Origin of the sequence: Pseudomonas sp. ARP3 (assembly GCF_001029595.1) — a bacterium.
Lineage (GTDB): Bacteria > Pseudomonadota > Gammaproteobacteria > Pseudomonadales > Pseudomonadaceae > Aquipseudomonas > Aquipseudomonas rhodesiae.
The window spans coordinates 1-22,278 of the sequence record NZ_LEKF01000038.1 but is presented as its reverse complement, the minus strand read 5'-3'; the positions used below and the strand labels follow the sequence as shown (position 1 = coordinate 22,278).

General features: G+C 64.6%; 19 protein-coding genes and 1 pseudogene. 16 read left to right on the top strand and 4 right to left on the bottom strand.

The window, feature by feature from the left end; all coding sequences use genetic code 11:
• Window positions 1–127 precede the first annotated feature (127 nt).
• From ABX75_RS27165 to ABX75_RS27130, 8 genes and pseudogenes are all read left to right on the top strand, one after another.
• A pseudogene (locus tag ABX75_RS27165) lies at window positions 128–523 on the top strand (fumarylacetoacetate hydrolase family protein); the annotation flags it as partial.
• Between the two features lie 14 nt (window positions 524–537).
• On the top strand, window positions 538–747 hold the full coding sequence (locus ABX75_RS27160) for a 2-hydroxymuconate tautomerase family protein (RefSeq protein ID WP_047883046.1): 210 nt from the start codon (window positions 538–540) through the stop codon (window positions 745–747).
• Window positions 744–1,658 carry an acetaldehyde dehydrogenase (acetylating) gene (locus tag ABX75_RS27155; RefSeq protein ID WP_047883045.1) on the top strand — a complete coding sequence of 305 codons (915 nt, stop codon included), beginning with the start codon at window positions 744–746 and terminating at the stop codon, window positions 1,656–1,658. Before ABX75_RS27160 ends, ABX75_RS27155 begins: the two co-directional genes overlap by 4 nt.
• Window positions 1,655–2,707 (top strand): 4-hydroxy-2-oxovalerate aldolase, encoded by a 1,053-nt coding sequence (gene dmpG, locus ABX75_RS27150; RefSeq protein ID WP_177329715.1) that lies wholly within the window; start codon window positions 1,655–1,657, stop codon window positions 2,705–2,707. The genes ABX75_RS27155 and dmpG overlap by 4 nt, the downstream gene beginning before the upstream one ends.
• Window positions 2,708–2,735: 28 nt before the next feature.
• Window positions 2,736–3,485 (top strand): SDR family NAD(P)-dependent oxidoreductase, encoded by a 750-nt coding sequence (locus ABX75_RS27145; protein WP_047883043.1) that lies wholly within the window; start codon window positions 2,736–2,738, stop codon window positions 3,483–3,485.
• A gap of 63 nt (window positions 3,486–3,548) precedes the next feature.
• A complete protein-coding gene (locus tag ABX75_RS27140; RefSeq protein WP_047883042.1) occupies window positions 3,549–3,965 on the top strand; it encodes a tautomerase family protein in 417 nt (138 codons plus the stop codon).
• Window positions 3,962–4,408: a heme-binding protein gene (locus ABX75_RS27135; protein WP_047883041.1), complete on the top strand. Its 447-nt coding sequence runs from the start codon at window positions 3,962–3,964 to the stop codon at window positions 4,406–4,408. Before ABX75_RS27140 ends, ABX75_RS27135 begins: the two co-directional genes overlap by 4 nt.
• Window positions 4,409–4,418: 10 nt before the next feature.
• Window positions 4,419–4,745 (top strand): 2Fe-2S iron-sulfur cluster-binding protein, encoded by a 327-nt coding sequence (locus tag ABX75_RS27130; RefSeq protein WP_047883048.1) that lies wholly within the window; start codon window positions 4,419–4,421, stop codon window positions 4,743–4,745.
• 627 nt (window positions 4,746–5,372) lie between these two features.
• Here the strand turns inward: ABX75_RS27130 and ABX75_RS27120 are convergent.
• Both ABX75_RS27120 and ABX75_RS27115 read right to left on the bottom strand, forming a co-directional pair.
• Window positions 5,373–6,746: a solute carrier family 23 protein gene (locus ABX75_RS27120; protein WP_047883039.1), complete on the bottom strand. Its 1,374-nt coding sequence runs from the start codon at window positions 6,744–6,746 to the stop codon at window positions 5,373–5,375.
• Window positions 6,747–6,854: 108 nt separating this feature from the next.
• Window positions 6,855–8,513: an acyl-CoA synthetase gene (locus ABX75_RS27115; protein WP_047883038.1), complete on the bottom strand. Its 1,659-nt coding sequence runs from the start codon at window positions 8,511–8,513 to the stop codon at window positions 6,855–6,857.
• Between the two features lie 193 nt (window positions 8,514–8,706).
• Here ABX75_RS27115 and ABX75_RS27110 point away from each other — a divergent pair, with 193 nt between their 5' ends.
• Window positions 8,707–10,977 (top strand): PAS domain S-box protein, encoded by a 2,271-nt coding sequence (locus ABX75_RS27110; protein WP_126588708.1) that lies wholly within the window; start codon window positions 8,707–8,709, stop codon window positions 10,975–10,977.
• Complete coding sequence (locus ABX75_RS27105; protein WP_042909934.1) at window positions 10,977–11,612, top strand: response regulator transcription factor; 636 nt, start codon at window positions 10,977–10,979, stop codon at window positions 11,610–11,612. The genes ABX75_RS27110 and ABX75_RS27105 overlap by 1 nt, the downstream gene beginning before the upstream one ends.
• A 4-nt stretch (window positions 11,613–11,616) precedes the next feature.
• Here ABX75_RS27105 and ABX75_RS27100 read toward each other — a convergent pair whose 3' ends face one another.
• Entirely contained in the window at window positions 11,617–12,630 is a 1,014-nt protein-coding gene (locus ABX75_RS27100; protein WP_047883037.1) for an AraC family transcriptional regulator, read from the bottom strand.
• Window positions 12,631–12,819: 189 nt separating this feature from the next.
• Between ABX75_RS27100 and bktB the strand changes: the two genes are divergently transcribed.
• The 5 genes from bktB to ABX75_RS27075 all read left to right on the top strand — a co-directional run bounded on the left by bktB (window position 12,820) and on the right by ABX75_RS27075 (window position 19,682).
• Window positions 12,820–14,007: a beta-ketothiolase BktB gene (gene bktB, locus ABX75_RS27095; RefSeq protein ID WP_047883036.1), complete on the top strand. Its 1,188-nt coding sequence runs from the start codon at window positions 12,820–12,822 to the stop codon at window positions 14,005–14,007.
• Window positions 14,007–16,112, top strand: a complete 2,106-nt coding sequence (gene fadB / locus ABX75_RS27090) for a fatty acid oxidation complex subunit alpha FadB (RefSeq protein WP_047883035.1) — start codon at window positions 14,007–14,009, stop codon at window positions 16,110–16,112. The genes bktB and fadB overlap by 1 nt, the downstream gene beginning before the upstream one ends.
• 19 nt (window positions 16,113–16,131) lie before the next feature.
• Window positions 16,132–17,910: an acyl-CoA dehydrogenase gene (locus ABX75_RS27085; RefSeq protein ID WP_047883034.1), complete on the top strand. Its 1,779-nt coding sequence runs from the start codon at window positions 16,132–16,134 to the stop codon at window positions 17,908–17,910.
• A 78-nt stretch (window positions 17,911–17,988) separates the two neighbouring features.
• Complete coding sequence (locus ABX75_RS27080; RefSeq protein ID WP_042909930.1) at window positions 17,989–18,738, top strand: electron transfer flavoprotein subunit beta/FixA family protein; 750 nt, start codon at window positions 17,989–17,991, stop codon at window positions 18,736–18,738.
• Entirely contained in the window at window positions 18,738–19,682 is a 945-nt protein-coding gene (locus ABX75_RS27075; protein ID WP_047883033.1) for an electron transfer flavoprotein subunit alpha/FixB family protein, read from the top strand. The genes ABX75_RS27080 and ABX75_RS27075 overlap by 1 nt, the downstream gene beginning before the upstream one ends.
• 539 nt (window positions 19,683–20,221) lie before the next feature.
• Here the strand turns inward: ABX75_RS27075 and ABX75_RS27070 are convergent.
• Window positions 20,222–20,656: a hypothetical protein gene (locus tag ABX75_RS27070; RefSeq protein ID WP_003291593.1), complete on the bottom strand. Its 435-nt coding sequence runs from the start codon at window positions 20,654–20,656 to the stop codon at window positions 20,222–20,224.
• Window positions 20,657–21,220: 564 nt separating this feature from the next.
• On the opposite strand from ABX75_RS27070, the gene ABX75_RS27065 reads away from it, so the two are divergent.
• On the top strand, window positions 21,221–22,114 hold the full coding sequence (locus ABX75_RS27065) for an integrase (protein WP_047883032.1): 894 nt from the start codon (window positions 21,221–21,223) through the stop codon (window positions 22,112–22,114).
• Window positions 22,115–22,278 lie beyond the last annotated feature (164 nt).

The window sequence follows — 22,278 nt, the reverse complement described above, 5'->3', positions numbered from 1 at the left end:
TCGTCGAGCGATGCCCGTCCAGGGAGGGATGGCCGAGCTCGATTCTCCAGAAGGTAGCTGGTGACACGAGTGTTGAGCCCACCCAACTAGGGTGACGGAAATTTCTGGGGTTCCGGCTTACATCCCCGACTACGTGCTGCCGGCGGTGGAGATCATCGACTCGAGATTCTCCGGCTTCAAATTCGACCTCGCCAGCGTGGTTGCCGACAACGCCTCGTCGGCGCGCTTCGTCGGCGGCGGTCGCCCGCGCTACGTCGAGGATCTGGACCTGCGCACCCTTGGCGTGGTGATCGAGATCAACGGCGAGATCGTCGCCACCGGTGCGTCGGCGGCGGTCATGGGGCATCCGGCCGAGGCCATCGCGATGGTCGTCAACATCCTCGCCGAGCTGGGCGAGAGCCTGCGGGCCGGCAGCTTCGTGATGAGCGGCGGAATCACCGAAGCCGTGGCGGTGAAGCCCGGCGACAACGTGGTCGCGCGCTTCCAGGACCTGGGCAGCGTCTCGATGCGCTTCGTCGACTAACCGGAGAACCACTCATGCCAATCATCGAAATGCACATGGTCGAGGGGCGCACCCACGAGCAGAAGAGTCGCGTCGCCGCCGCCGTCACCGCGGCGGTTGCCGAGAGTCTCGACTGCGCGCCGGAAACGGTACGGATCCTCATCACCGAACACGGCAGCGGCGAGTTCTATGTCGGCGGCATGACGCTGGCCCAACGCGCCGCGAAACGGGAGCAGGCACAATGAAAAAGATCAAATGCGCACTCATCGGCTCGGGCAACATCGGCACCGACCTGATCTACAAGATCATGCGCAGCCCGGTGCTCGAGCCGATGTGGATGGTAGGGATCGACGCCGAGTCCGAAGGCCTCAAGCGCGCCCGTGAAATGGGCCTGAAAACCACTCATGAGGGCGTCGACGGCCTGCTGCCGCACGTGCTCGAAGACGGCATCCAGATCGCCTTCGACGCCACCAGCGCTTACGTGCACGCCGAGAACAGCCGCAAGCTCAACGCCCTCGGCGTGCTGATGGTCGATCTCACCCCGGCGGCCATCGGCCCGCTGTGCGTGCCGCCGGTGAACCTCAAGGCGCACGCCGAGAAGCTGGAGATGAACGTCAACATGATCTCCTGCGCCGGTCAGGCGACGATCCCGGTGGTCTATGCGGTGTCACGCATCCAGAGCGTGGACTACGCGGAAATCATCGGCAGCCTGGCATCGAAATCCATCGGTCCGGGCACCCGCGCCAACCTCGACGAATTCACCACCACCACCTCAGGTGCGATCTGCAAGGTCGGCGGTTCGCGGCGCGGCAAGGCGCTGTGCATCATCAATCCGGCCGAGCCGCCGATGATGATGCGCAACACCGTCTACTGCCTGACCGACGAGGAGCCGGACCGCGACCGCATCACCGCCTCGATCCTCGAGATGATCGGCGAGGTGCAGAAGTACGTGCCGGGTTACCGCCTAGTCAACGGGCCGATCTTCGACGGCAACAAGGTTTCGGTATTCCTCGAAGTGGCCGGTTTGGGCGACTACCTGCCGACGTACGCCGGCAACCTCGACATCATGACCGCCGCCGCCACCCGTACTGCCGAGATGTTCGCCGAGGAAATCCTTGCCGGAAAAATCCAGCTGCCTGCCGTGGAGGTTGCGTGATGAGTCAGTCCAACAGTTTGAAAGGCCGCAAGGTCATCCTGCATGACATGTGCCTGCGCGACGGCATGCACGCCAAGCGTGAGCAGATCAGCGTCGCGCAGATGGTCAAGGTCGCCACCGCGCTGGACGATGCCGGCGTGCCCTATATCCAGGTCACCCACGGCGCCGGGCTGGGCGGCAACTCGCTGCAGCACGGCTTCGCGCCGCACAGCAACGAGGAATACATCAGCGCCGTCGCGGCACAGATGAAGCAGGCCAAGGTTTCGGTGCTGCTGATTCCCGGCCTCGGCACCATGAAGGAATTGCAATCGGCCTACGACTGCGGCGCGCGCAGCGTGCACGTGGCCACCCATTGCACCGAGGCCGACACCTCGCCGCAACACATCGCCTATGCGCGCAAGCTGGGCATGGACACCTCGGGCTTTCTGATGATGGCGCACCTCAACGACGCCGAAGGCATCGCCCAGCAGGGCAAGCTGATGGAGTCCTACGGTGCGCAGACCGTCTACGTCACCGATTCGGCCGGCTACATGCTGCCCGAGGACGTCAAGGCGCGGGTCGGGGCGCTGCATGCAGTGCTCAATCCCGAGACCGAGATCGGCTTCCACGGCCACCACAACCTGGGCATGGGCATCGCCAACTCCATCGCCGCCATCGAGGCCGGCGCGACGCGCATCGACGGCTCGGTGGCCGGCCTTGGTGCCGGTGCCGGCAACACGCCGCTGGAAGTCTTCGCTGCCGTGTGCGAGCGCATGGGCATGGAAACCGGTGCCGATCTGTTCAAGCTGATGGACGTCGCCGAAGAGATCATCGTGCCGATGATGGAGCACGTGGTGCGGGTCGACCGCGAGTCGCTGACCCTCGGCTATGCCGGCGTCTACTCGACCTTCCTGCTGCACGCCAAGCGGGCCGCCGAGCGCTTCGGCGTGCCGGCGCGCGACATCCTCGTCGAGCTGGGCCGCAAGAAGATGATCGGCGGCCAGGAAGACATGATCCCGGACACCGCCATGACCATGGCCAAGGAGCGCGGCATCGCCTTCCGGGCCTGATGCCACGCACAGCGCAGGAGGGCGGACAGTGGCCAACGAACTGGCGGTGGTGGTGGGGGCCTCGGGCGACTTCGGGCGGCGGATCGTCGCGCGGCTGATCGACAGCGGCCTCGATGTGCTCGCTGTGGCGCGCAGCGAAGCGCCGCTGCAGGCGTTGCGCACGCAGTATCCGCGGGTGATTCCCTGCGTCGCCGACATCGCTGCCGATGAGTCGGTCACGGCCATCGCTGCGGCACTCGACCGGCCGGTGCGGATGGTGGTGCACGGGCCGGGCGTGGCAGTCGCCGGTGGCATCCTCGATGCGCCCACTGCGGCGCTGGTGGATGCGGTCAACATCAAGGTCGGCGGTCTGCTGCGGCTGGTGCGTGCGGTCGATCCGCATCTGCGCGCCGGCTCGCGGCTGGTCGCCATCGGCGGGCACTACGGCTTCGAACCGACCGTCTACGCCGCCTCGGCCGGCATCGCCAACGCGGCACTGGTCAACGCGGTGCGCCAGCTGAGTCTGGCCTACGGCGCGCGCGGCATCACCGCACACCTGGTCGCCCCGGGCCCGGCCGACACCGAGCGGTTGCACCGGGTCGCCGCCGACCGCGCGCGGCAACGCGGCATCGACAGCGCGGCAGTGCTGGCCGAGATGTGCGCGGAGTCCTCGCTCGGCACCTTCACCACGCCCGAGCAGGTCGCCTGGGCGGTGGCGCTGCTGCTGGCGCCGGAAGCCGACGCGATGACCGGCTCGACGCTGATGCTCGACTCGGGGCGCCGCCGCGGATTGCCCTGAGCCAGGCAGCCAACCGAAACGAAGCGGACGAACAATTACAACGACGCCGTGGAGACAACCCCAATGCCCATCGTGAACTTCCACCTGGCGCAAGGCTGCGCCAGCCCCGAACAGCAGATCGAGCTGCTAGGCGAAGCCTCGCGGCTATATAGCGAGGTACTTGTCGCGCCGATCGACCGGGTCCGGGCGATGATCAGCCTGTACCCGCGCGAGTGTTTTGCCGTGGCCGGCGAAGTTGGCAGGCAGGCGCCGTATTTTGAATTCCGCGTGCTCGACGGCCGCCCGCTCGAGCAGCGACGGCGGCTGATGGCCGGCTTCACCGAACTACTGGTACGCATTCTGGATGTGCAGCCGCAGCTGGTGCGCGGGCTGTGCATTCGCGTCGAACCGGAGGACTGGTCGATCGGCGGCATACCGGCCGACCTGCTGCGCGCGGCCGAAATCGCGGCGCGCGAGCAGGCAGGGGAGGTCGAGCCATGACGCAGGCCGAATTCCTCCAACCCCAGGGGCTGCGTCTGGACTGGCGCGGCGCCGCCGTGGCCGCGCAGGCGGCGCTGGACTGCGCCGAGCGGCTGGGCATCCGTGTGCATGTGGCGCTGGTCGACCGCAGCGGTAATACGCTGGCCTATCTGCGCATGGCCGAGGCCTTCCTGCATTCGGAGAGCATCGCCATCGACAAGGCCTACACGGCCGCCAGCTTCGGCTTTCCAACCGGCCAATGGCTGGAGGTGATCGGCGACAACCCGCGCCTGCACGCCGGGCTGACTACGCGGCCACGGCTGGTGGTGCTCGGCGGCGGCTTGCCGATGGTCGCGGACGGCCGCTGCATCGGTGGCGTCGGCGTTTCCGGCGGCAGCGAGGAGCAGGACGAAGCCTGCGCCCGCGCGGCGCTGGCAGCGCTGGGTCTCAATACGGCAGAGTGAGGGCGCGATGATGAAACACCAGATAACCATCGAAGACACCGCCGAGCACTATCCCTGCGACGAGCACGAGTCGGTCCTGCATGGCATGGCGCGCCTCGGTCGGCGCGGCATACCGCTGGGCTGCCGTGGCGGCGGCTGCGGTGTGTGCAAGGTGCAGATCACCCAGGGCAGCTACGAGGCGAAGGTGATGAGCCAGGCCCACGTCAGCGCCGAGGAACAGGCGCAGGACATAGTGCTAGCCTGCCGGATCATGCCGCACAGCGACATTTGCCTGCAGGTGCTCGGCAAGATGAAGGAGCGCGTATGCGCCCGAGCGGCGCCAATTTCGGAAGCTTAAGGACCGAGGCGGCCGCTGCAAGGCTAATGGACCACACCGTTGTTTCTCGTTTTCTTGCATGGCCATTCGGTCTGGACGAGCTCCCTAGTACCGGGTGCTTACGTTATAGAGGCTGCTATGGGGGTACCGACGAGAACTCGCGCCATCAACTCTTGGATCAATCGAGGAAGGCCCGGCGGGGCTATAGAGATTCACGAGGTAGCTGCTCAGATTGTTGACATTCAGGCACTCCTCGACGCTGCGCGTGAAGTGCTAGGCGGACGTGATTTCGGGATTGAGCGACTAGAACAGGCGTTGCTGTTCTCCCAGCAACTGCCCCTATTTCAACAGGACCAACAGGACCAACAGGACCAACAGGAATCATCGCTGGCGTCTTGGCTGAACACGATGTTGCGCGACGTCCTTGGGGGCGCGCATATCATCGTGGAACGAGGAGTTGCGTTGATTCATCACCTCCAGCCAGCCTTCCAGAGTCGACGGTTAGCCCTTCCTTCTCGCGGCTGTTGAGCCGGGCGCCGCGGAAGGTTGTTGCAATGGCCTGCTGTAGTTGTTCATCAGGACTGGCTTTTCTAGTCGCCCGCACTGGCCACGCGGACCAATGCGGGGAGGTTTGGGGGCGGGCGGCGGTCAGTCGGCTTCGCTGGGGCGCTGGGCGCGCACCCCGGGGGAGGTGAAGCGCAGCAGGTGGGTGCGCTCGATCAGCAGGTACAGCACGGCGCCAGCGGCCAGGCCCCAGCCCGCGCCGTACACCGCCAGCACCACACCCATGGTGCCGGCGATACCGCGTTCGGCGTTGTTGTTGAGCTGCTCGAAGCCGACCATCAGGCAGATGTAGCCGGTGAGGATCAGCGTCAGCGACAGGGCGATCGGCAGCACCGGCTGGAAGAAGCTCACCAGCGGCAGGACGAACAGCGCGAGAAAGCCGGTGATCCAGAAGGTGCCGGCGCCGCTGTAGATCGACTCCATCGCCTTGCTGCCGTACTTGTAGCGCTCGGCCATGGTCGCCGCCACGGCCGTCCACAGCGGGCCGGCCAGGCCCGGGTAGGGCGCGAAGAAGGCATGCAGGGCGTTGCGGATGGCGCACACCAGGTGGATGCGGTCGACGTTGATCTCGATCTTCTCGTCGGTGCGCAGCTCGTCGGCGCGCTGCATCAGCGACTGGCCGACGATGATGTCGCCGAAGGCGATGATGTAGGCGATCACCGCGGTGGGCACCGCCAGCATGAACACCTGGGCGTCGGGGAAGCCGGCGGTGAAGGGCAGGTACTGCCAGAGCTGGTCGAAAGCCGGCACGGTGATGCCGAAGCGCACGTCCGGCATCCTGTACTCGCCCACCGCGATGCCGGCGACGATGGCCACGATCATCCCCGGGACCATGCCGTAGTTGACGATCTTGCGCGCCAGCGGCACCCGCTCGGTAAGCCCGCGGAACGACACCGAGAACATCAGGTACAGGCAGATCAGGCTGCCCAGCACCAACGAGATCGGCGTGTTGGCCAGGCGCCCGCCGGTCTCGATCTCGCCGATCAGCGCGGCGATGCCGGCGCCGATGATGATCCCGCCCTTCATCGAGTTGGGCACGATGCGCACCATCACGCTGCCCAGGCGCGTGACCCCGAGCAGGAAGAAGATGACGCAGACCAGGATCTGCAGCGCGAACAGCGCGCGGATCGCCTCCGGCCCCGGCTCGAAGTTGCCGAGAAACAGCAGCACCACCGGGATGCCGGGGGTGATCCAGCCCGGCACCAGCGGCACGCCGAGCAACGCCGGCAGCATGAAGCCGATGCCGCACACCACCACGTAGGCCAGCGCCACCTCGTAGGGCAGGCCGAGGTATTTCTCCAACAGCGGGATCATGCCCAGGCTGACCACGAACATGATCAGCGCCTGGAGCATCTCCGCGGTTTCCCAGCGGTAGTGCACGAAGGGCAGGCGAAGCTTGAACGGTCCGGCCTTCCAGCAGGGTTGTTCATCGCCGTCGTTACGTTTGTACAGTTGCATGGAGCCTCCGTTGACGCCGTGTGGCGCCTTCTTGTTGTTGTGAACGGATGCCGCCGGCAGCCGCCATCCCTGCAACGGGATGGCAGTACCAGGCAGAAAAAAGAGGGGTCAGGCCAGATTGCGCAGAGGTGCAGGCTGGGGTGGCGACAGGTCGCGTGCCCGTTCGCGCAGGACGTACTTCTGGATCTTGCCGGTCGAGGTCTTGGGCAGCGCCCCGAATATGACGGTGCGTGGCACCTTGAACGAGGCCAGGTGCTCGCGGCAGAAACTGATGATGGCGTCTTCGTCGACGGCCTGGTGATCGGCCTTGAGGTTGATGAAGGCGCAGGGGGTTTCGCCCCATTTCTCATCCGGTCGAGCCACCACGGCAGCTTCCAGCACGGCAGGATGGCGGTACAGCACACCTTCGAGTTCGATGGTGGAAATGTTCTCCCCGCCGGAAATGATGATGTCCTTGAGCCGATCCTTGATCTCCACGTAGCCGTCCGGGTGGCAGACGGCCAGGTCGCCGGTATGGAACCAGCCACCTTCGAACGCTTCGGCCGTTGCACTGGGGTTCTTCAGATAACCCTTCATCACCGTGTTGCCGCGCATGAAGATCTCGCCGATGGTCTGGCCGTCGCGCGGGGTCGGCTCCAGGGTTTTGGGATCGGCCACCATCAGCCCTTCCAGGGTCGGGTAGCGCACGCCCTGGCGTGCCTTGATTTCCGCGCGCTCCTCCAGAGGGCGTTCGTCCCATTCGGCATGCCAGGCGCAGATGGTGACCGGCCCATAGACTTCGGTCAGGCCGTAGACATGCGTCACCTTGATGCCCATTTCCTCGACTGCGCCGATCACCTTGGCCGGCGGCGCGGCGCCGGCGACCATGGCGTGCACGGGGTGGTCGATGGCGGCTTTGGCCGAAGCGGGCATGTTGACCAGCGCATTGAGCACGATCGGCGCGCCACACAGGTGAGTGACCTGATGCTCGCGAATCAGCCCGAGAATCTTCTGCGGGTCGACGCGGCGCAGGAACACATGGACGCCGGCCAGCGCGGTAATCGTCCATGGGTAGCACCAGCCGTTGCAGTGGAACATCGGCAGCGTCCAGAGATACACCGGATGGTTGCCCATCGCCCAGGTCATCTGGTTGCCCAGCGCGTTCAGATAGGCGCCGCGGTGGTGATAGACCACGCCCTTGGGGTTGCCGGTGGTGCCGGAGGTGTAGTTGAGGCTGATCGCCTGCCACTCGTCTTCCGGCCACTGCCAGGCGAACGCCGGGTCGCCTTCGGCGAGCAGCGCTTCGTAGTCGAGGCTGGAAACCGGCTCGCCTTCGCCGTACTCGGGGTCGTCCACATCGATCACGAGCGGCGGGTGATCGAGCATCCCGACGGCCGCGCGCACGACCGAGGCGAACTCGCGGTCGGCGATCAATACCCGGGCCTCGCCATGCTGCAGCATGAAGGCAATGGCTTCGGCATCCAGTCGTACATTGAGCGTATTGAGCACCGCGCCGATCATGGGCACGGCAAAATGGGCCTCGAGCATCGAGGGGATATTGGGCAGCATCACCGCGACGGTATCGCCCTTGCCGATACCACGCCCGGCCAACGCAGAGGCCAGGCGTCGGCAGCGCATGTAGGTTTCGGCCCAGGTGCGACGGATCGAACCGTGGATCACGGCGGGGTAATCCGGATAAACGCTGGCGGTGCGCTCGATGAAGCTGAGCGGACTGAGGGCAACATGGTTGACTGCGGCGGGCGCAAGGCCCTGTTCGTAGATGGTCATGCAAGACACCACTTGGCTGATTATTAGCTCTTGTTCTGCATCGCCTGGGAGCTTCTCCCGGGCGGCTTGCAAATCTTATAGATCAGTCGGAAGGCATATGGAAGTATTGCTGGACGAATATGGTAATACTCCTATATCTATTTCCGTGCGGGCCAGGGGGTTTCTCCCGGCCAACCTTTCAGACGGATTGCTTATGAGCACAACTCCCGTTCGCCTTCACACCTGGCTGCGTCTGCAGCGTGAACAGGTAGCGCTCGACGCGCGCGCCGATGCCCTGTGCCGGGTGCTGCGCGGCTGCGCCGGGGTACGCCAGGCGTACTACATGACCTGGCAGGCCGGTGCCGGCATCTACACCCATGAGGGCAGTGGCGCACAGCTGCCTCCCGGCCTGGGTGATCCGCTGCAGGCCAGTGATCGCCTGCTGCATGAGCGGCTCGGCGGCGAGGGCCTGCTCGACCTCGCCGTTGTCCGTGGGCTGGACTGCTGGCTTGCCGGCCGCCTGCGCCGGGCAGGTATCGTTCAGGGCGCCGTGCTGGCGCTGGATCTGGATGAAGCCGTACCCGGGTTGTTGCTGCTTGCCACCGATGGCGATGTCGGTCCCTGCTCGCTGAGCTGGGTACGCGAGCTGTTGCTCAGCCTGCTCGCATGCGCGAGCGGCCTGGCGCGTCAGTCGCCGTTGCTCGGCCTGGATCCGCAACCGAGCCTGCTGCTGGACGAGCACGCGTATCCCGTCGAGCTGAACGCTGCCCTGCTGGCGCTGCTGGCCGATCGCCCTCTGGATGAGCTGCTGCGCTTTCTGCCCGTCAATCACGCCGCGCTGGTCGGCGCTTGTCTGGCGCAACAACGGGCTATCGAAGGGGTGGAGGCCGAATACGACCAGCGCATCCTGATCTGGACCTTTGTTCCCGACCCCGCGCAGAACCGGGTGCTCGCGCGCTGTCGAGAGGCGACCGCACAGGTCCTGGCCGAGCGGGATGCGGCACGCGCCCGGCGTCTGTATCGGCTGATCACCGAAAACACCACCGACCTGATCTCCCGGCACGCGCCCGATGGACGCTTTCTCGACGCCTCGCCAGCGGCCTGGCGGCTGCTCGGCTATTGGCCGGAGCAGTTGCGTGGCCAGCTCGTGGAAACGCTGTTCCACCCCGAAGACCGGGCCCAGTTGCCGGCGCGCAGCCGCGACGCGCTGGAGGTGGACGGCTATCACACGATGACCTACCGGGTGCGCCATCGGGATGGTCACTACCTGTGGTTCGAGACCGCCAGCCATGCCATCCGCGAGACCTATACCGGCGCGGTGGTCGAGGTGGTCAGCGTGTCGCGCGACATCACCGCGCGGGTGCAGGCCGAAGAGAACCGCCGGCGTCTGGCCGAGGTGGTGGAAGTAAACACTGACCTGGTGTTGTTCATCGATGCCGAGGGGCGGGTGACGTATCTCAATCCGGCGGCAAGGCGAGCGCTGCGTCTGCAGGATGGGCAGATGCCGGCGCTCGATGCGCTGTTCGATACCGAGGTACTGGCGCTGCTGCACGGAACCGGCCGCACGACCGCCGAGCGCGAGGGCGTCTGGAGCTGCGATTCGCGTCTGCTCGCACAGGACGGCGGTGCCTCGGTGCCGATTTCCCTCGTGCTGCTGGCGCATCGGACGACCGGCGGCGAGCGTTATTACTCGCTGGTGGCCCGCGACATGAGCGAGCGTGAGCTGCGCGAGGCGCAGCAGCGGCGCCACCAGGACGAGCTGGCGCATACGGGGCGCCTCATCACCCTCGGCGAGCTGGCATCCGGCATCGCGCATGAGATCAACCAGCCGCTCGCGGCGGTGGTCAACTACGCCAGCGCCAGCCAGCGCTACCTGCAGAGCCTGGGGCAGAATCCGCAAGCAGCCGAGCGCGTGGCCCAGGGCCTGGAGCGGATTACCGAGCACGCCAACCATGCCTCGGAGGTGATCAAGCGCTTGCGGGCGTTCCTGCGCAAGGGGCAGCGGCGCATGCAGCCGCTCGATGTCGCCGAGGTCGCGCGCGACGCGGTGCGCCTCTGCGCGTGGGAGACCGCTGCCGCCCAGGTGACCGTCGAGCAGGTGCTGGCCGCCGACCTGCCACGGGTCTATGCCGACCGCGTGCTGCTCGAGCAGGTCTTGATCAACCTCTTGAGCAATGCGATAGAAGCGAACCGCGAAGCCCACCCGGGGCAGCCGTCGCGTATCGTATTGCGCGCCGAGCGACAGGCCGATGAGGTGGTCCTGGCCGTTGCGGACCAGGGCCGTGGGTTGGATGAGCAGGAACTCGAGCAGGCCTTTACGCCGTTCTTTACCCGCAAGCCGGACGGTCTCGGGCTCGGGTTGCCGATGAGCCGCAGCATCATCGAGGGGTTTGGCGGCGCGTTGCAGGGCCAGCCGGGCGAGAACGGAGGGCTCTGCATGCGCTGTTGCCTGCCGATCAAGACAATAGCAACAGAGGAACGCTGATGAGCGATGCTCACGAGCAGGTGGTGTATATCGTCGACGACGACCAGGGCATGCTCGACTCGACGGTCTGGCTATTGGAGTCGGTGGGGTTGTCTGCCAGGCCGTTCATCGGCGGGCGGGAGTTTCTCGAAGCCTGCAATGGCGCGGATAACGCCTGCGTGCTGTTGGACGTCAGGATGCCGGGTATGGGCGGTCTGCAGGTTCAGGAGGCCATGCGCGCGCGCGGGCTGCAGTTGCCTGTGATCTTCGTCAGCGGCCATGCCGATGTGCCTATCGTGGTTCGCGCATTCAAGGCCGGCGCGGTGGATTTCATCGAGAAGCCCTACAACGAGCAATTACTGCTCGATAGCGTGCAGCAGGCGCTCAGTCGTCAGGAACGTGCCGGCGGCACCGGCGAGCACGTCAGCCTGCAGGCCCGCCTGGACAGCCTGACCCCGCGAGAGCGCGATGTACTGCTGCCGCTGGTGCAGGGCTACACCACCAAGGAAATCGCTCGCCAGCTCGACATCAGCATCAAGACCGTCGACCTCTATCGGTCCCGGGTGATGAAGCGCATGCAGGCCGAGCGCCTGGCCGATCTGGTCGGCATGGCCGTAGCGGCACGCCTGGTGGATCCGCTGCGCTTGCGCGGCTAGGCGTTCAGGCCCGCGCCGCTTCCCGATAGGCGCGTGGGCTGTCGCCGGTCCACTGACGAAAGGCACGGGTGAAAGCCGAAGGTTCGGAGAAACCGAGACGCTGGGCGATTTCACTGATCGGCAGCCCAGCCTGACTGAGGTAGTGGATGGCCAGGTCGCGGCGCAGGCCATCCTTGAGCGCCTGGAAGCGGGCACCTTCGAGGGCAAGACGCCGCCGCAGGGTGCGCTCGGTGATATGCAGCGCCGCTGCCGCGGCTTCGATACCGAGGTCCCTGAACGCGCCATCGTATTGGAACAGGTCACTGACGCTGCGCGTGAAGGCGGCCTGGTAGGACGGGCGCGTGAACCATTCCAGCGGCGCCCGCCGCAGGTGTTCACGCAGCGTGGCGGGCGTCTGGACCACCGGCATGTCCAGGCATTGAGGGTCGAGCACCAGGCGGCAATCGGGCATCGAGAAGCGTGCCGGGCAGGGAAACATCAGCCTGTACTCGGCATGGTTGGCCGGTTGCGGGTAGTCGAAGTGCACCTCCCGCAATCCGATGCGCTGGCCCACCAGCCAGCTGGCGAAACGATGCCAGAGCAGCATGAACACTTCCCGCAAGAGATGCTCCGGGTCATGCTCCGGATCGGCCAGGCGCATCACGAAAGCGGTTTGCCCGCCATCGGCGGCCAGCTCCAGACGCAGCGAATCGTTGACCAGATTGTAAAAGCGCGCCATTCGGTAATAGACCGAGGCCAGGCGACGACAGCCGATGACCTGGCGGGCCATCAGGGCGAACACACCGTGGCGGCTACGGGAGGGCGCAAGGCCCATGAATTCGTCGTCGCCAACGCGCCATAGCGCCAGCATCAGCCGGCTGAACTGCAGTGAGGTCATGCGCATCTGCGCGTTGTCGAGCAGGCGCTGGCCGATGCCGGCTTCCTGCAGCAACGCCTGTTCGTCGAGCCCACTGCGCTGCGCCGCCTTGATGGCGCTGCAGGCGAAGTGGACCGAAATGCTGTAGCCCTCGTAAGACATGTGAGGCTCTCGGATTGTCCGTTTATGTCAAGTATTAGTCAGCTTTGGTTATGGCTGGCGCCTGCGTGAGCGGCGAAGCTAGCGGCGCTTTACGAACGAGCGAGCGGCGACGTGCTCGGCTGGTGCAGTGGCCGGCTCGAGGCCTTCCTGCGCGCTATCCGGCAACTCTACCTGAGCAGGGAGCCTTCCATGCAACTACGAGAGGTGGTGATCACCGGCGCTTTGCGCACGGCGATCGGGGATTTCGGCGGCAGCCTCAAAGACGCCAGGCCGAGTGAGCTGGCAACCCAACTGGTTGCCGAATCGGTCAAGCGCTACGGCGTGGCCCCGGCGAGCGTGGGGCACTGCGTGTTCGGTAACGTACTGCCGACCGAGTCGCGCGATCTGTATCTCTCGCGGGTGGCTGCGCTGGAAGGGGGCCTGACCGAGCGCTGCGTCGCCATGTCGGTGAACCGGCTCTGTGGTAGCGGCCTGCAAGCGGTCATCAGTGCGGCGCAGCAGCTTCAACTCGGCCTTTGCCAAGCGGCGATCGCGGGCGGCGCCGAGTCCATGAGCCGCGCGCCCTACCTGCTGCCCGCGGCCCGCTTTGGCCAGCGGATGGGAGACGGCCAGACACTCGACCTGATGGTTGGCGCGCTGACCTGTCCGATCAACCGTTATCACATGGGAATCACGGCGGAAAACGTCGCCGAGCGCTACGGCATCAGCCGTGCGCAGCAGGACGCTCTCGCCCTGGAAAGCCACCGCCGGGCGGCCCGCGCCATCGCCGAGGGGCGCTTCGCCGGGCAGATCGTCCCCGTGGAGCTGAAAACCCGCAAAGGCACGCGGTCGTTCGACACCGATGAGCACGTGCGCCACGACTGCACGCCGGAAGAGCTGGCGGCTCTGCGCCCGGCGTTCAAGCGCGAGGGCGGCACCGTTACCGCGGGCAACGCGTCTGGCCTGAACGACGCCGCCGCGGCGCTGTTGCTGATGGACCGCGATTACGCCGAGGTCAACGGCCACCAGGTCATGGCGCGGCTGGTGGACTACCAGGTGTCCGGCGTGGCACCCGAGATCATGGGCATCGGCCCGGTGTCGGCGGTGCGCGAGCTGCTGGCGCGCAACGGGCTGGAGATCGGCGATATCGATTTCTTCGAGCTCAACGAGGCGTTCGCGGCACAGGCGCTGGCGGTGGTGCAGCAGCTCGACCTGCCGCTGGAAAAGGTCAACCCCAACGGCAGCGGCATCTCCCTTGGCCACCCCATCGGCGCCACCGGGGCGATCCTGATGGTCAAGGCCGTGCACGAGCTGCACCGCAGCGGCGGCCGCTTCGCCGTGGTCAGCCTGTGCATCGGTGGCGGCCAGGGCATCGCCGCATTGCTGGAGCGCCTCTGATGACTCTTTATCAAGGGCAGGCGCTGCGCCTGGAAATGCTTGGCGACGGCTTCGCCGAGCTGGTGCTGGATCTCGACGGCTCGTCGGTCAACAAACTGGACCGCGCCACCCTGGCGGATCTGCGCGCGGCGCTGGAGGTGCTCGAGCACACCGCGTTGCGCGGGCTGCTGGTGCGTAGCGCCAAGCCGGCGTTCGTGGTCGGTGCGGACGTCAGCGAATTCCCCGCGCTGTTCGAGGCCGGGGAGGGCGCGCTGCACGCCTGGATCGAGCAGGCGCTGGACAGCCTCGGGCGCCTGGAATCGCTGCCCTACCCAAGCGTTGCCGCGATCAACGGGTTCGCCCTTGGTGGCGGCTTGGAGCTGGCGCTGGCCACCGACTACCGGGTGCTGGCCGAGGATGCGCAGGTCGGCCTGCCGGAAGTCACCCTTGGCATTTGCCCCGGCTTCGGCGGCACGGTGCGGCTGTCGCGCCTTGTCGGCGTGGCCGATGCGCTGGACTGGCTGCTCGAGGGCAAGCCGCGGAAGGCCGGGGCGGCGTTGACGGCCGGTGTCGCCGAACGTGTGGTGCCCCCAGAAACCTTGCGCCAAGAGGCGCTGGCGCTGCTCGGTGAGGTTGCCGAGGGCGGCGACTGGCAGGCCTGGCGCGCACGCAAGCGTCAGCCGGTGGCTGTGCCGGACGGCATCGCCGCCCGTGGCGATACGCTCGACCCGCGCTACCCGGCGCCGCAGGCGATTCTCGCCGCGGTGCAGACCCACGCCGGGCTGCAGTTCGCCGAGGCGCTGCGAGTCGAGCGCGAGACCTTCGTGGCCCTGGCGCGTGGGCCCGAGGCGGCCTCGCTGGTCGGGCTGTTCCTCGCCGATCAGGCGGTGCGCAAGCAGGCCCGTCGGCATGCCGAAGGTGCCGCGCCGGTGCGCCGCGCCGCAGTGCTCGGCGCTGGCATCATGGGCGGCGGCATTGCCTACCAGGCGGCGGCCAGCGGCACGCCGATCCTGATGAAGGACATCCGTGCCGAGGCGCTGGAGCTGGGCATGCGCACCGCCACCGCCCAGCTCGACCGGCAGGTCGCCAAGGGCAAGCTGAGCGAGGCACAGAAGGCGGCGATCCTCGAGCGGATCACCCCGACGATGGACTGGCAGGGCTTCGCCGAGGTCGATCTGCTGGTTGAAGCGGTGGTCGAGCGGGCCGACGTCAAGGCCGCGGTGCTCGGCGAAGCCGAGGGGCTGGTGGCCGACGCCGCGGTGCTGGCCTCCAACACCTCGACCATTTCCATCGACCGGCTGGCCGAAGGGCTGCGCCACCCCGAGCGCTTCTGCGGCATGCACTTCTTCAACCCGGTACCGATGATGCCGCTGGTGGAGGTCATCCGCGGTCGCCACACCGACGACGCGACGCTGTCGCGCACCGTGGCCTTCGCCCTGGCGCTGGGCAAGACGCCCATCGTGGTCGGCGACTGCCCGGGCTTTCTGGTCAATCGGGTGCTGTTTCCCTACTTCAACGGCTTCAACCGGCTGCTGCAGGACGGTGTCGATTTCGAGCGTATCGACCGGGTCATGGAAGCCTTCGGCTGGCCCATGGGCCCGGCCTATCTCGCCGACGTGATCGGCCTGGACACCATGGTGCATGCCGACCGGGTGCTGCAGGAGGGCTACCCCGGGCGCATGGGGCATGACGGCGAGCCGGTGATGGAGCAGTTGCTCGCGGCCGGCTGCCTGGGCCAGAAGAACGGCCGCGGTTTCTACCTCTACGGCACCGATGAGCAGGGCCGGCGCCAGCGCGAGCCGTCGGCCGAGGCGCGGGCGCTGCTGGGTACGCCGGGCGCCGAGGTGAGCGACCAGGACATCGTCGACCGGCTGATGATCCCGCTGTGCCTGGAAACCGTGCGCTGCCTCGAAGACGGCATCGTCGCCAGTGCCGCCGAAGCGGATATGGGCCTGGTGCTCGGCCTCGGCTTCCCGCGCTTTCGCGGTGGCGCGCTGCGCTACATCCAGAACCAGGGGCTCGCCGAGTTCGCCGCCCGCGCCAGGCGCCATGCACACCACGGCGGGCTGTACCAACTCACCGACGAGTTCCGCGCGCGGCTGCACAGCGGCCAGCGCTACCACTAACGCACCGAGAGAAACGCACATGGCCGATTACGTCCATCCGTACCGCGACACCGAGTTCGTGCTCAATGAAGTACTGGGCTTCGAGCGCCTATGCGCCGAGCTTGGCCTGGGCGATATCAACAGCGAGCTGGCGGCGGCAGTGCTGGCCGAGGCGGGAAAACTGGGCGCCGAAGTGCTGGCGCCGCTGAACGCGATCGGCGACCGGGAAGGCGTCCGGCTGACCGAGCACGGCGTCAAGGAGGCGCCCGGTTTCGCCGACGCCTATCGGTTGTTCAGCGAAGGGGGCTGGTGTTCGCTTACCGCGCCCGAGGCGTTTGGCGGGCAGGCGCTACCGAATGTGCTGGGGACCGCGGTCAGTGAGGTCTGGCACGCGGCGAACATGGCGTTCGCGCTTTGCCCGCTGCTGACCCAGGGCGCCATCGAGGCACTGGCGCATCATGCGTCGGCACCGTTGCAGGCACGCTATCTGCCCAGGCTGGTCAGCGGCGAGTGGACCGGCACGATGAATCTCACCGAGCCGGATGCCGGCTCCGATCTGGCGGCTGTCAAGGCGCGCGCGGTTCCCGAAGGCGAGCACTACCGCATCACCGGGCAGAAGATCTTCATCAGCTGGGGCGACCACCAGATGACATCCAACGTGATTCATCTGGTGCTTGCTCGCCTGCCGGATGCGCCTGCTGGCGTAAAGGGTATCTCGCTGTTTCTGGTGCCCAAGTTCCTGCCGAACGCCGCAGGCGAAGCCGCCGAGCCGAACGATGTGCGCTGCGTGTCGCTGGAGCACAAGCTCGGGATCCACGGCAGCCCGACCTGCACCATGAGCTTTGGCGAGCAGGGCGGGGCGATCGGCTACCTGGTCGGCGAGCCGCACGCCGGGCTGGCCTGCATGTTCACGATGATGAACCACGCGCGTCAGGCCGTGGGGCTGCAGGGCCTGGCGATTTCCGAACGCGCCTGGCAGGACGCCCGCAGCTATGCCCGCGAGCGCTTGCAGGGCACCCAGCGCGACGGCAGCCGCTACCCGATCATCCGCTTCCCCGATGTGCGCCGCATGCTGATGCAGATGAAGGCCTCGACCGAGGCCATGCGCGCCCTGGCGCTGCTCGCGGCGTCCGAACTGGACCGCGCCCGCCATGCGCCCGACCCGGCCAGCCACCGTGCCCGCCAGGGCCGCGTGGATCTCTACACGCCGATCATCAAGGGATGGCTGACCGAGCTGGCGCAGGAGGTGACCTCGCTGGCCGTGCAGGTTCATGGCGGCATGGGCTATGTCGAGGAGACCGGTGTTGCGCGGCATTTCCGTGATGCGCGCATCCTGCCGATCTACGAGGGCACCAACGGCATCCAGGCGATGGACCTGGTAGGGCGCAAGACCCTCGCCAACGAAGGAGCGTTGCTGGCCGAGCTGCTCGATGACATCGACACGACCCTCGGCCACCTGCGCCAGGATGCGCGCTGCAGCAGGCTGGCGGCGCCGCTGGCCGAGGCGCTGGCAGCTGCACGGCGAGCGCGCCAGTACCTGCTGGAAGGTGCTGCAAGCGATCCCGCGCTGCCCGGCAGCGTCGCCTTCAACCTGATGATGCTGTTGGGTTACCTGTGCGGGGGCTGGGCCATGGCGCGCTCGGCGCTGGCCGCGTCCGCCGCGCTGGCCGCAGGGCGCGGCGATCCCGCCTTTCTCGAGGCCAAGCTGGTCACCGCGGGCTTCTACACCGACCACCTGCTGCCTCGCACCGGCGCCCTGCTTGCCAGCGTGCTCGCCGGTAGCCACAGCACCATGGCGCTCGTCGAAGAGCTTTTCTGAACCGACCCGGCAGGTGCTCGCCTTACCCGCCGGCTGGGCGGCGGGCATCCGCTCCCGTGAGATCGAGAGGTTTTCCACATGAAAGTACTGATCGCCGTCAAACGAGTGGTCGATTACAACGTCAAGGTCCGCGTCAAGGCGGACAACTCCGGCGTTGACCTGGCCAACGTCAAGATGTCGATGAACCCCTTCTGCGAAATCGCCGTGGAAGAAGCCGTGCGCCTGAAAGAGAAAGGCGTGGCCAGCGAAATCGTGGTCGTCTCCGTCGGCCCGAGCGCTGCCCAGGAGCAGCTGCGTACCGCCCTGGCGCTGGGCGCCGACCGCGCCGTGCTGGTCGAGTCCGCTGATGAACTCAATTCCCTGGCGATCGCCAAGCTGCTCAAGGCCGTGGTCGACAAGGAGCAGCCGCAACTGATCATCCTCGGCAAGCAGGCGATCGACAGCGACAACAACCAGACCGGGCAGATGCTCGGCGCGCTGACCGGCTACGCCCAGGGCACCTTCGCCTCCAAGGTGGAAGTCGCTGGCGACAAGGTCAACGTCACCCGCGAGATCGACGGCGGCCTGCAGACCGTCGCGCTGAACTTGCCGGCGATCGTCACCACCGACCTGCGCCTGAACGAGCCGCGCTACGCGTCGCTGCCGAACATCATGAAGGCCAAGAAGAAGCCGCTGGAAACCCTGACGCCCGAGGCGCTGGGCGTGACCACCACCTCGACCGTGAAGACCCTCAAGGTCGAAGCGCCGGCTGCCCGCAGCGCCGGTATCAAGGTCAAGTTCGTGGCTGAACTGGTCGAGAAACTGAAGAACGAGGCGAAGGTGATCTGATGGCTATCCTGGTTATCGCTGAACACAACAACGCGGTCCTGGCGGCTGCAACCCTGAACACCGTGGCGGCGGCCACCAAGATCGGCGGCGACATCCACGTGCTGGTCGCCGGCAGCGGCTGCGGCGCCATCGGTGAAGCGGCGGCCAAGATCGAGGGCGTGTCCAAGGTGCTGGTCGCCGACGACGCGGCCTACGCCAATCAGCTGCCGGAAAACGTCGCGCCGCTGATCGCGCAGCTTGTAGGGGAAAGTGGGGCGAAAAATTACAGCCACGTGCTGGCTCCGGCCACCACCAATGGCAAGAACTTCCTGCCGCGCGTGGCGGCGCTGCTGGAGGTCGACCAGATCTCCGAGATCATCGCCGTCGAAAGCGCCGACACCTTCAAGCGCCCGATCTACGCCGGCAACGCCATCGCCACCGTGCAGTCCAGCGCCCCGATCAAGGTCATCACCGTGCGTGCCACCGGCTTCGACGCGGTGAACGCCGAGGGCGGCTCAGCGGCCGTCGAGCAGGTCTCCGGCAGCGGTGACGCCGGCAAGTCCGCCTTCGTTGGCGAAGAGCTGGCCAAATCCGACCGTCCGGAGCTGACCGCGGCCAAGATCGTCGTTTCCGGCGGCCGCGGCATGCAGAACGGCGACAACTTCAAGCACCTGTACTCGCTGGCCGACAAGCTCGGCGCCGCAGTCGGTGCCTCGCGAGCCGCGGTCGACGCCGGCTTCGTGCCGAACGACATGCAGGTCGGCCAGACCGGCAAGATCGTCGCGCCGCAGCTGTACATCGCCGTCGGCATCTCCGGTGCGATCCAGCACCTGGCGGGCATGAAGGACTCCAAGGTGATCGTCGCGATCAACAAGGACGAGGAAGCGCCGATCTTCCAGGTCGCCGACTACGGCCTGGTCGGGGATCTGTTCGAGATCCTGCCGGAGTTGGAAAAGCTCGTCTGAGTCGAAGTAGGTATCATTAATCGAAACCATCGGCCTGTAGCCAACGGTAATAGGCGAACTAGGCGGCTGTCTGCGTTCCTTTGCCTGTCCTGAGAAATAGACCACTAACGGTTGTTTCAGGGAAATACGGTGGTGTACGAATTGACGACGGTCTTCGCAACTCTCTGCGGAGCAAGCACTTGCTCCGCTATGTTGTCTGCTGGCTATAGTATTGCTTAATGGTTATATGGGGCGCCTCGAGGCGGAAATACTGGATGACGGTACTTCTGCTGTAGATGAACCATAATCCATGCGCTTTTGTTGGTGCAATCTTTAAGCGTGCGTCGGTTGCCGGGTATTAGTAAATGAAAGGCTACCGAGACAGTAAAGGTTTGAAGTGAGCAGCCTTCAAGTTAATCAGGCGAGCTACAATAAAGCCAACGTCTAACCGAGTCGCATTGAAGCCAATTTAGTCAATAAACGTCTTTATCTATAGCGCGCCTCGGTTGCATGCGGCTTTTGATTAGGAATGCAATGGCGGGACATTAGCGCTTGCACGCTTACCGTGGCGCATTGAAATCCAAAATATCCAGTTGCTCGGTCAGCCAGCGATATGCCTGATATGTGCTATTAAATTTACGAACTAGGGTGCGTACACCTTTATCTATGTTACAGTCGCGGAGCGTGAGGCCAAGACCTTCTTCGTCGATTTCGTAGGTCTTTGCTTTCATATCGCCGAGCTGCATCGCAAGCAGCCTAACGTCATCGAGTGAGTGAATGGGGGCGATGCTGTGCTTGCGCACGTAGGAGCGTACCTTCTCTGAAAGCTCATTGAAGTCATCTGCATTAATGCGGTGGACTATATCATCTGAATCTGGGATTTGCTCCGGATAGTCATCATCAAGTGATACGCAGTGTTCCACACCGTGAATGCTTGCTACTAGGTATTGACCGCCGACTTCGTCGCGCTCGCGGTTAAGAATTAGGATAGACATGTTTTTTCCTCAGGTTGTTGTTCTGTTCATTATTCTAAGTTGCTCCGCTTAAAAAAGGCAATAGGCTATACTGTATTTTTATACAGCCCATGGTTAACGCCCCGGAGGCCGTTCGGCTGGCTATCTAGTGAGTGTCCGGCCCAAAACCCATAATTTAAAAGTGGCATAAGCAGTATGTCGTGGGCAGTGGTGTCTCGGTAAGCGATTGCGCCAGTCCGTCGCCGCCCCAGGCTGTGAGCGCAATTTAAAATTACTCTACTTGGTTCTCGCATTTTAAAATGTGAATCGGCTGAAAGAGTGGAAGCACCTGCTCATACCCAGCGCTGTTCAGTCGGTCTATGTGCTGCTCCCGGCGGGTCGTCTTGTGGGGTCAGGTAACATGGTGCGTCCTTGGCCAACGAACCAAAGTCCGGAATGCGATATAGAAATGATAGAATTTTTTCGCCTTTGCAATACTTGGCTTTTGGGTTATATAAAAATAATGTTTTGGCTGTTGTTTTTTTGTTTTCGTATTTGCGATAATTGATTGTGTGGCATGTGTCACCAAATAATAAGAAGAATATTATGAATGCAGAGACTCAAAGCGCCTACATCAGTTTGGCCAGTAACTTCTATGCGACTCGAATGCAGGGCGTTGAGCTTGATGAGCTCAATATTATTGGTGCTTTGCTTCGGGCGGCTCCTGATTACCGCCCGGACTATTATCGGCGCTTACGTAACGCTTTGGCGTTTGATCAAAAGCGTCGAGGCAATTTCTGGGCTGCCCAAGAAATCAATCGGACGCTCAATCCGGTCACTGTGTTAAATCTGCCGCGAAAGAAAAAACAGCGACGTCCGCAGAAGCTTTCTTCCGCTGATTTCGAGACGTGGCTACGGTGTCTGGCTGAACGAGATATGCCTGTCGAAGCGGGAGCGTTAATGGTGATATCTCTTACCGGAGCGCGACCATGCGAGCTTAACGGAATTTCCATTGATGGCCGGCGCATCCATATATCTGGTGCGAAGCTTAGCCACAAAGGTTTACGCGGCGCTAGCCGAACGCTTGAGGCTGATGGAGACGTCTGCAATATCTTGAGAAACGCTCTCGCTGCTTTTAAATGTCAGCCGCGCAGTATGGATTCTATACGCATTGCGCTTCACCAAGTCGCTACTGAGCTATTCGGTAGGAGGAAGGTGCCGAGTATGTACACACTTCGTCACCAGTTCGGCTCAAATCTGAAAGCCTCAGGCATGTCCGCAATAGAAATGGCATACGTCATGGGGCACCAGGCTACCGATTCGATTAGCCGCTATGGCGATAAAAGATTTGGACATGCAGAAGCGGTTAAGGTTAAGCCTGCAAGCGATGCTGACTTTTCAAAGGTGAGAGATACAGTGCCTGCTCGAATGCGTGCGGACGTCGTGGCCCTTAATGATCAGCGAGACTTGGATCGTAGGTCTGAGGTCGCTGACCGCTGAGGTGATGTGGTCATTTCAGCGGACAATCATGAATTCCTTAGGGAAACTCTGAAGAAGACTTCCTGATTTTGGCAAAATGTCCGGACTCCACCCGCCGAGTTTTCCGATGAAGCAGATGACCTTCGCCGACGCCGAGTACGCCGGCAAGCGCAAACAGACCCGCA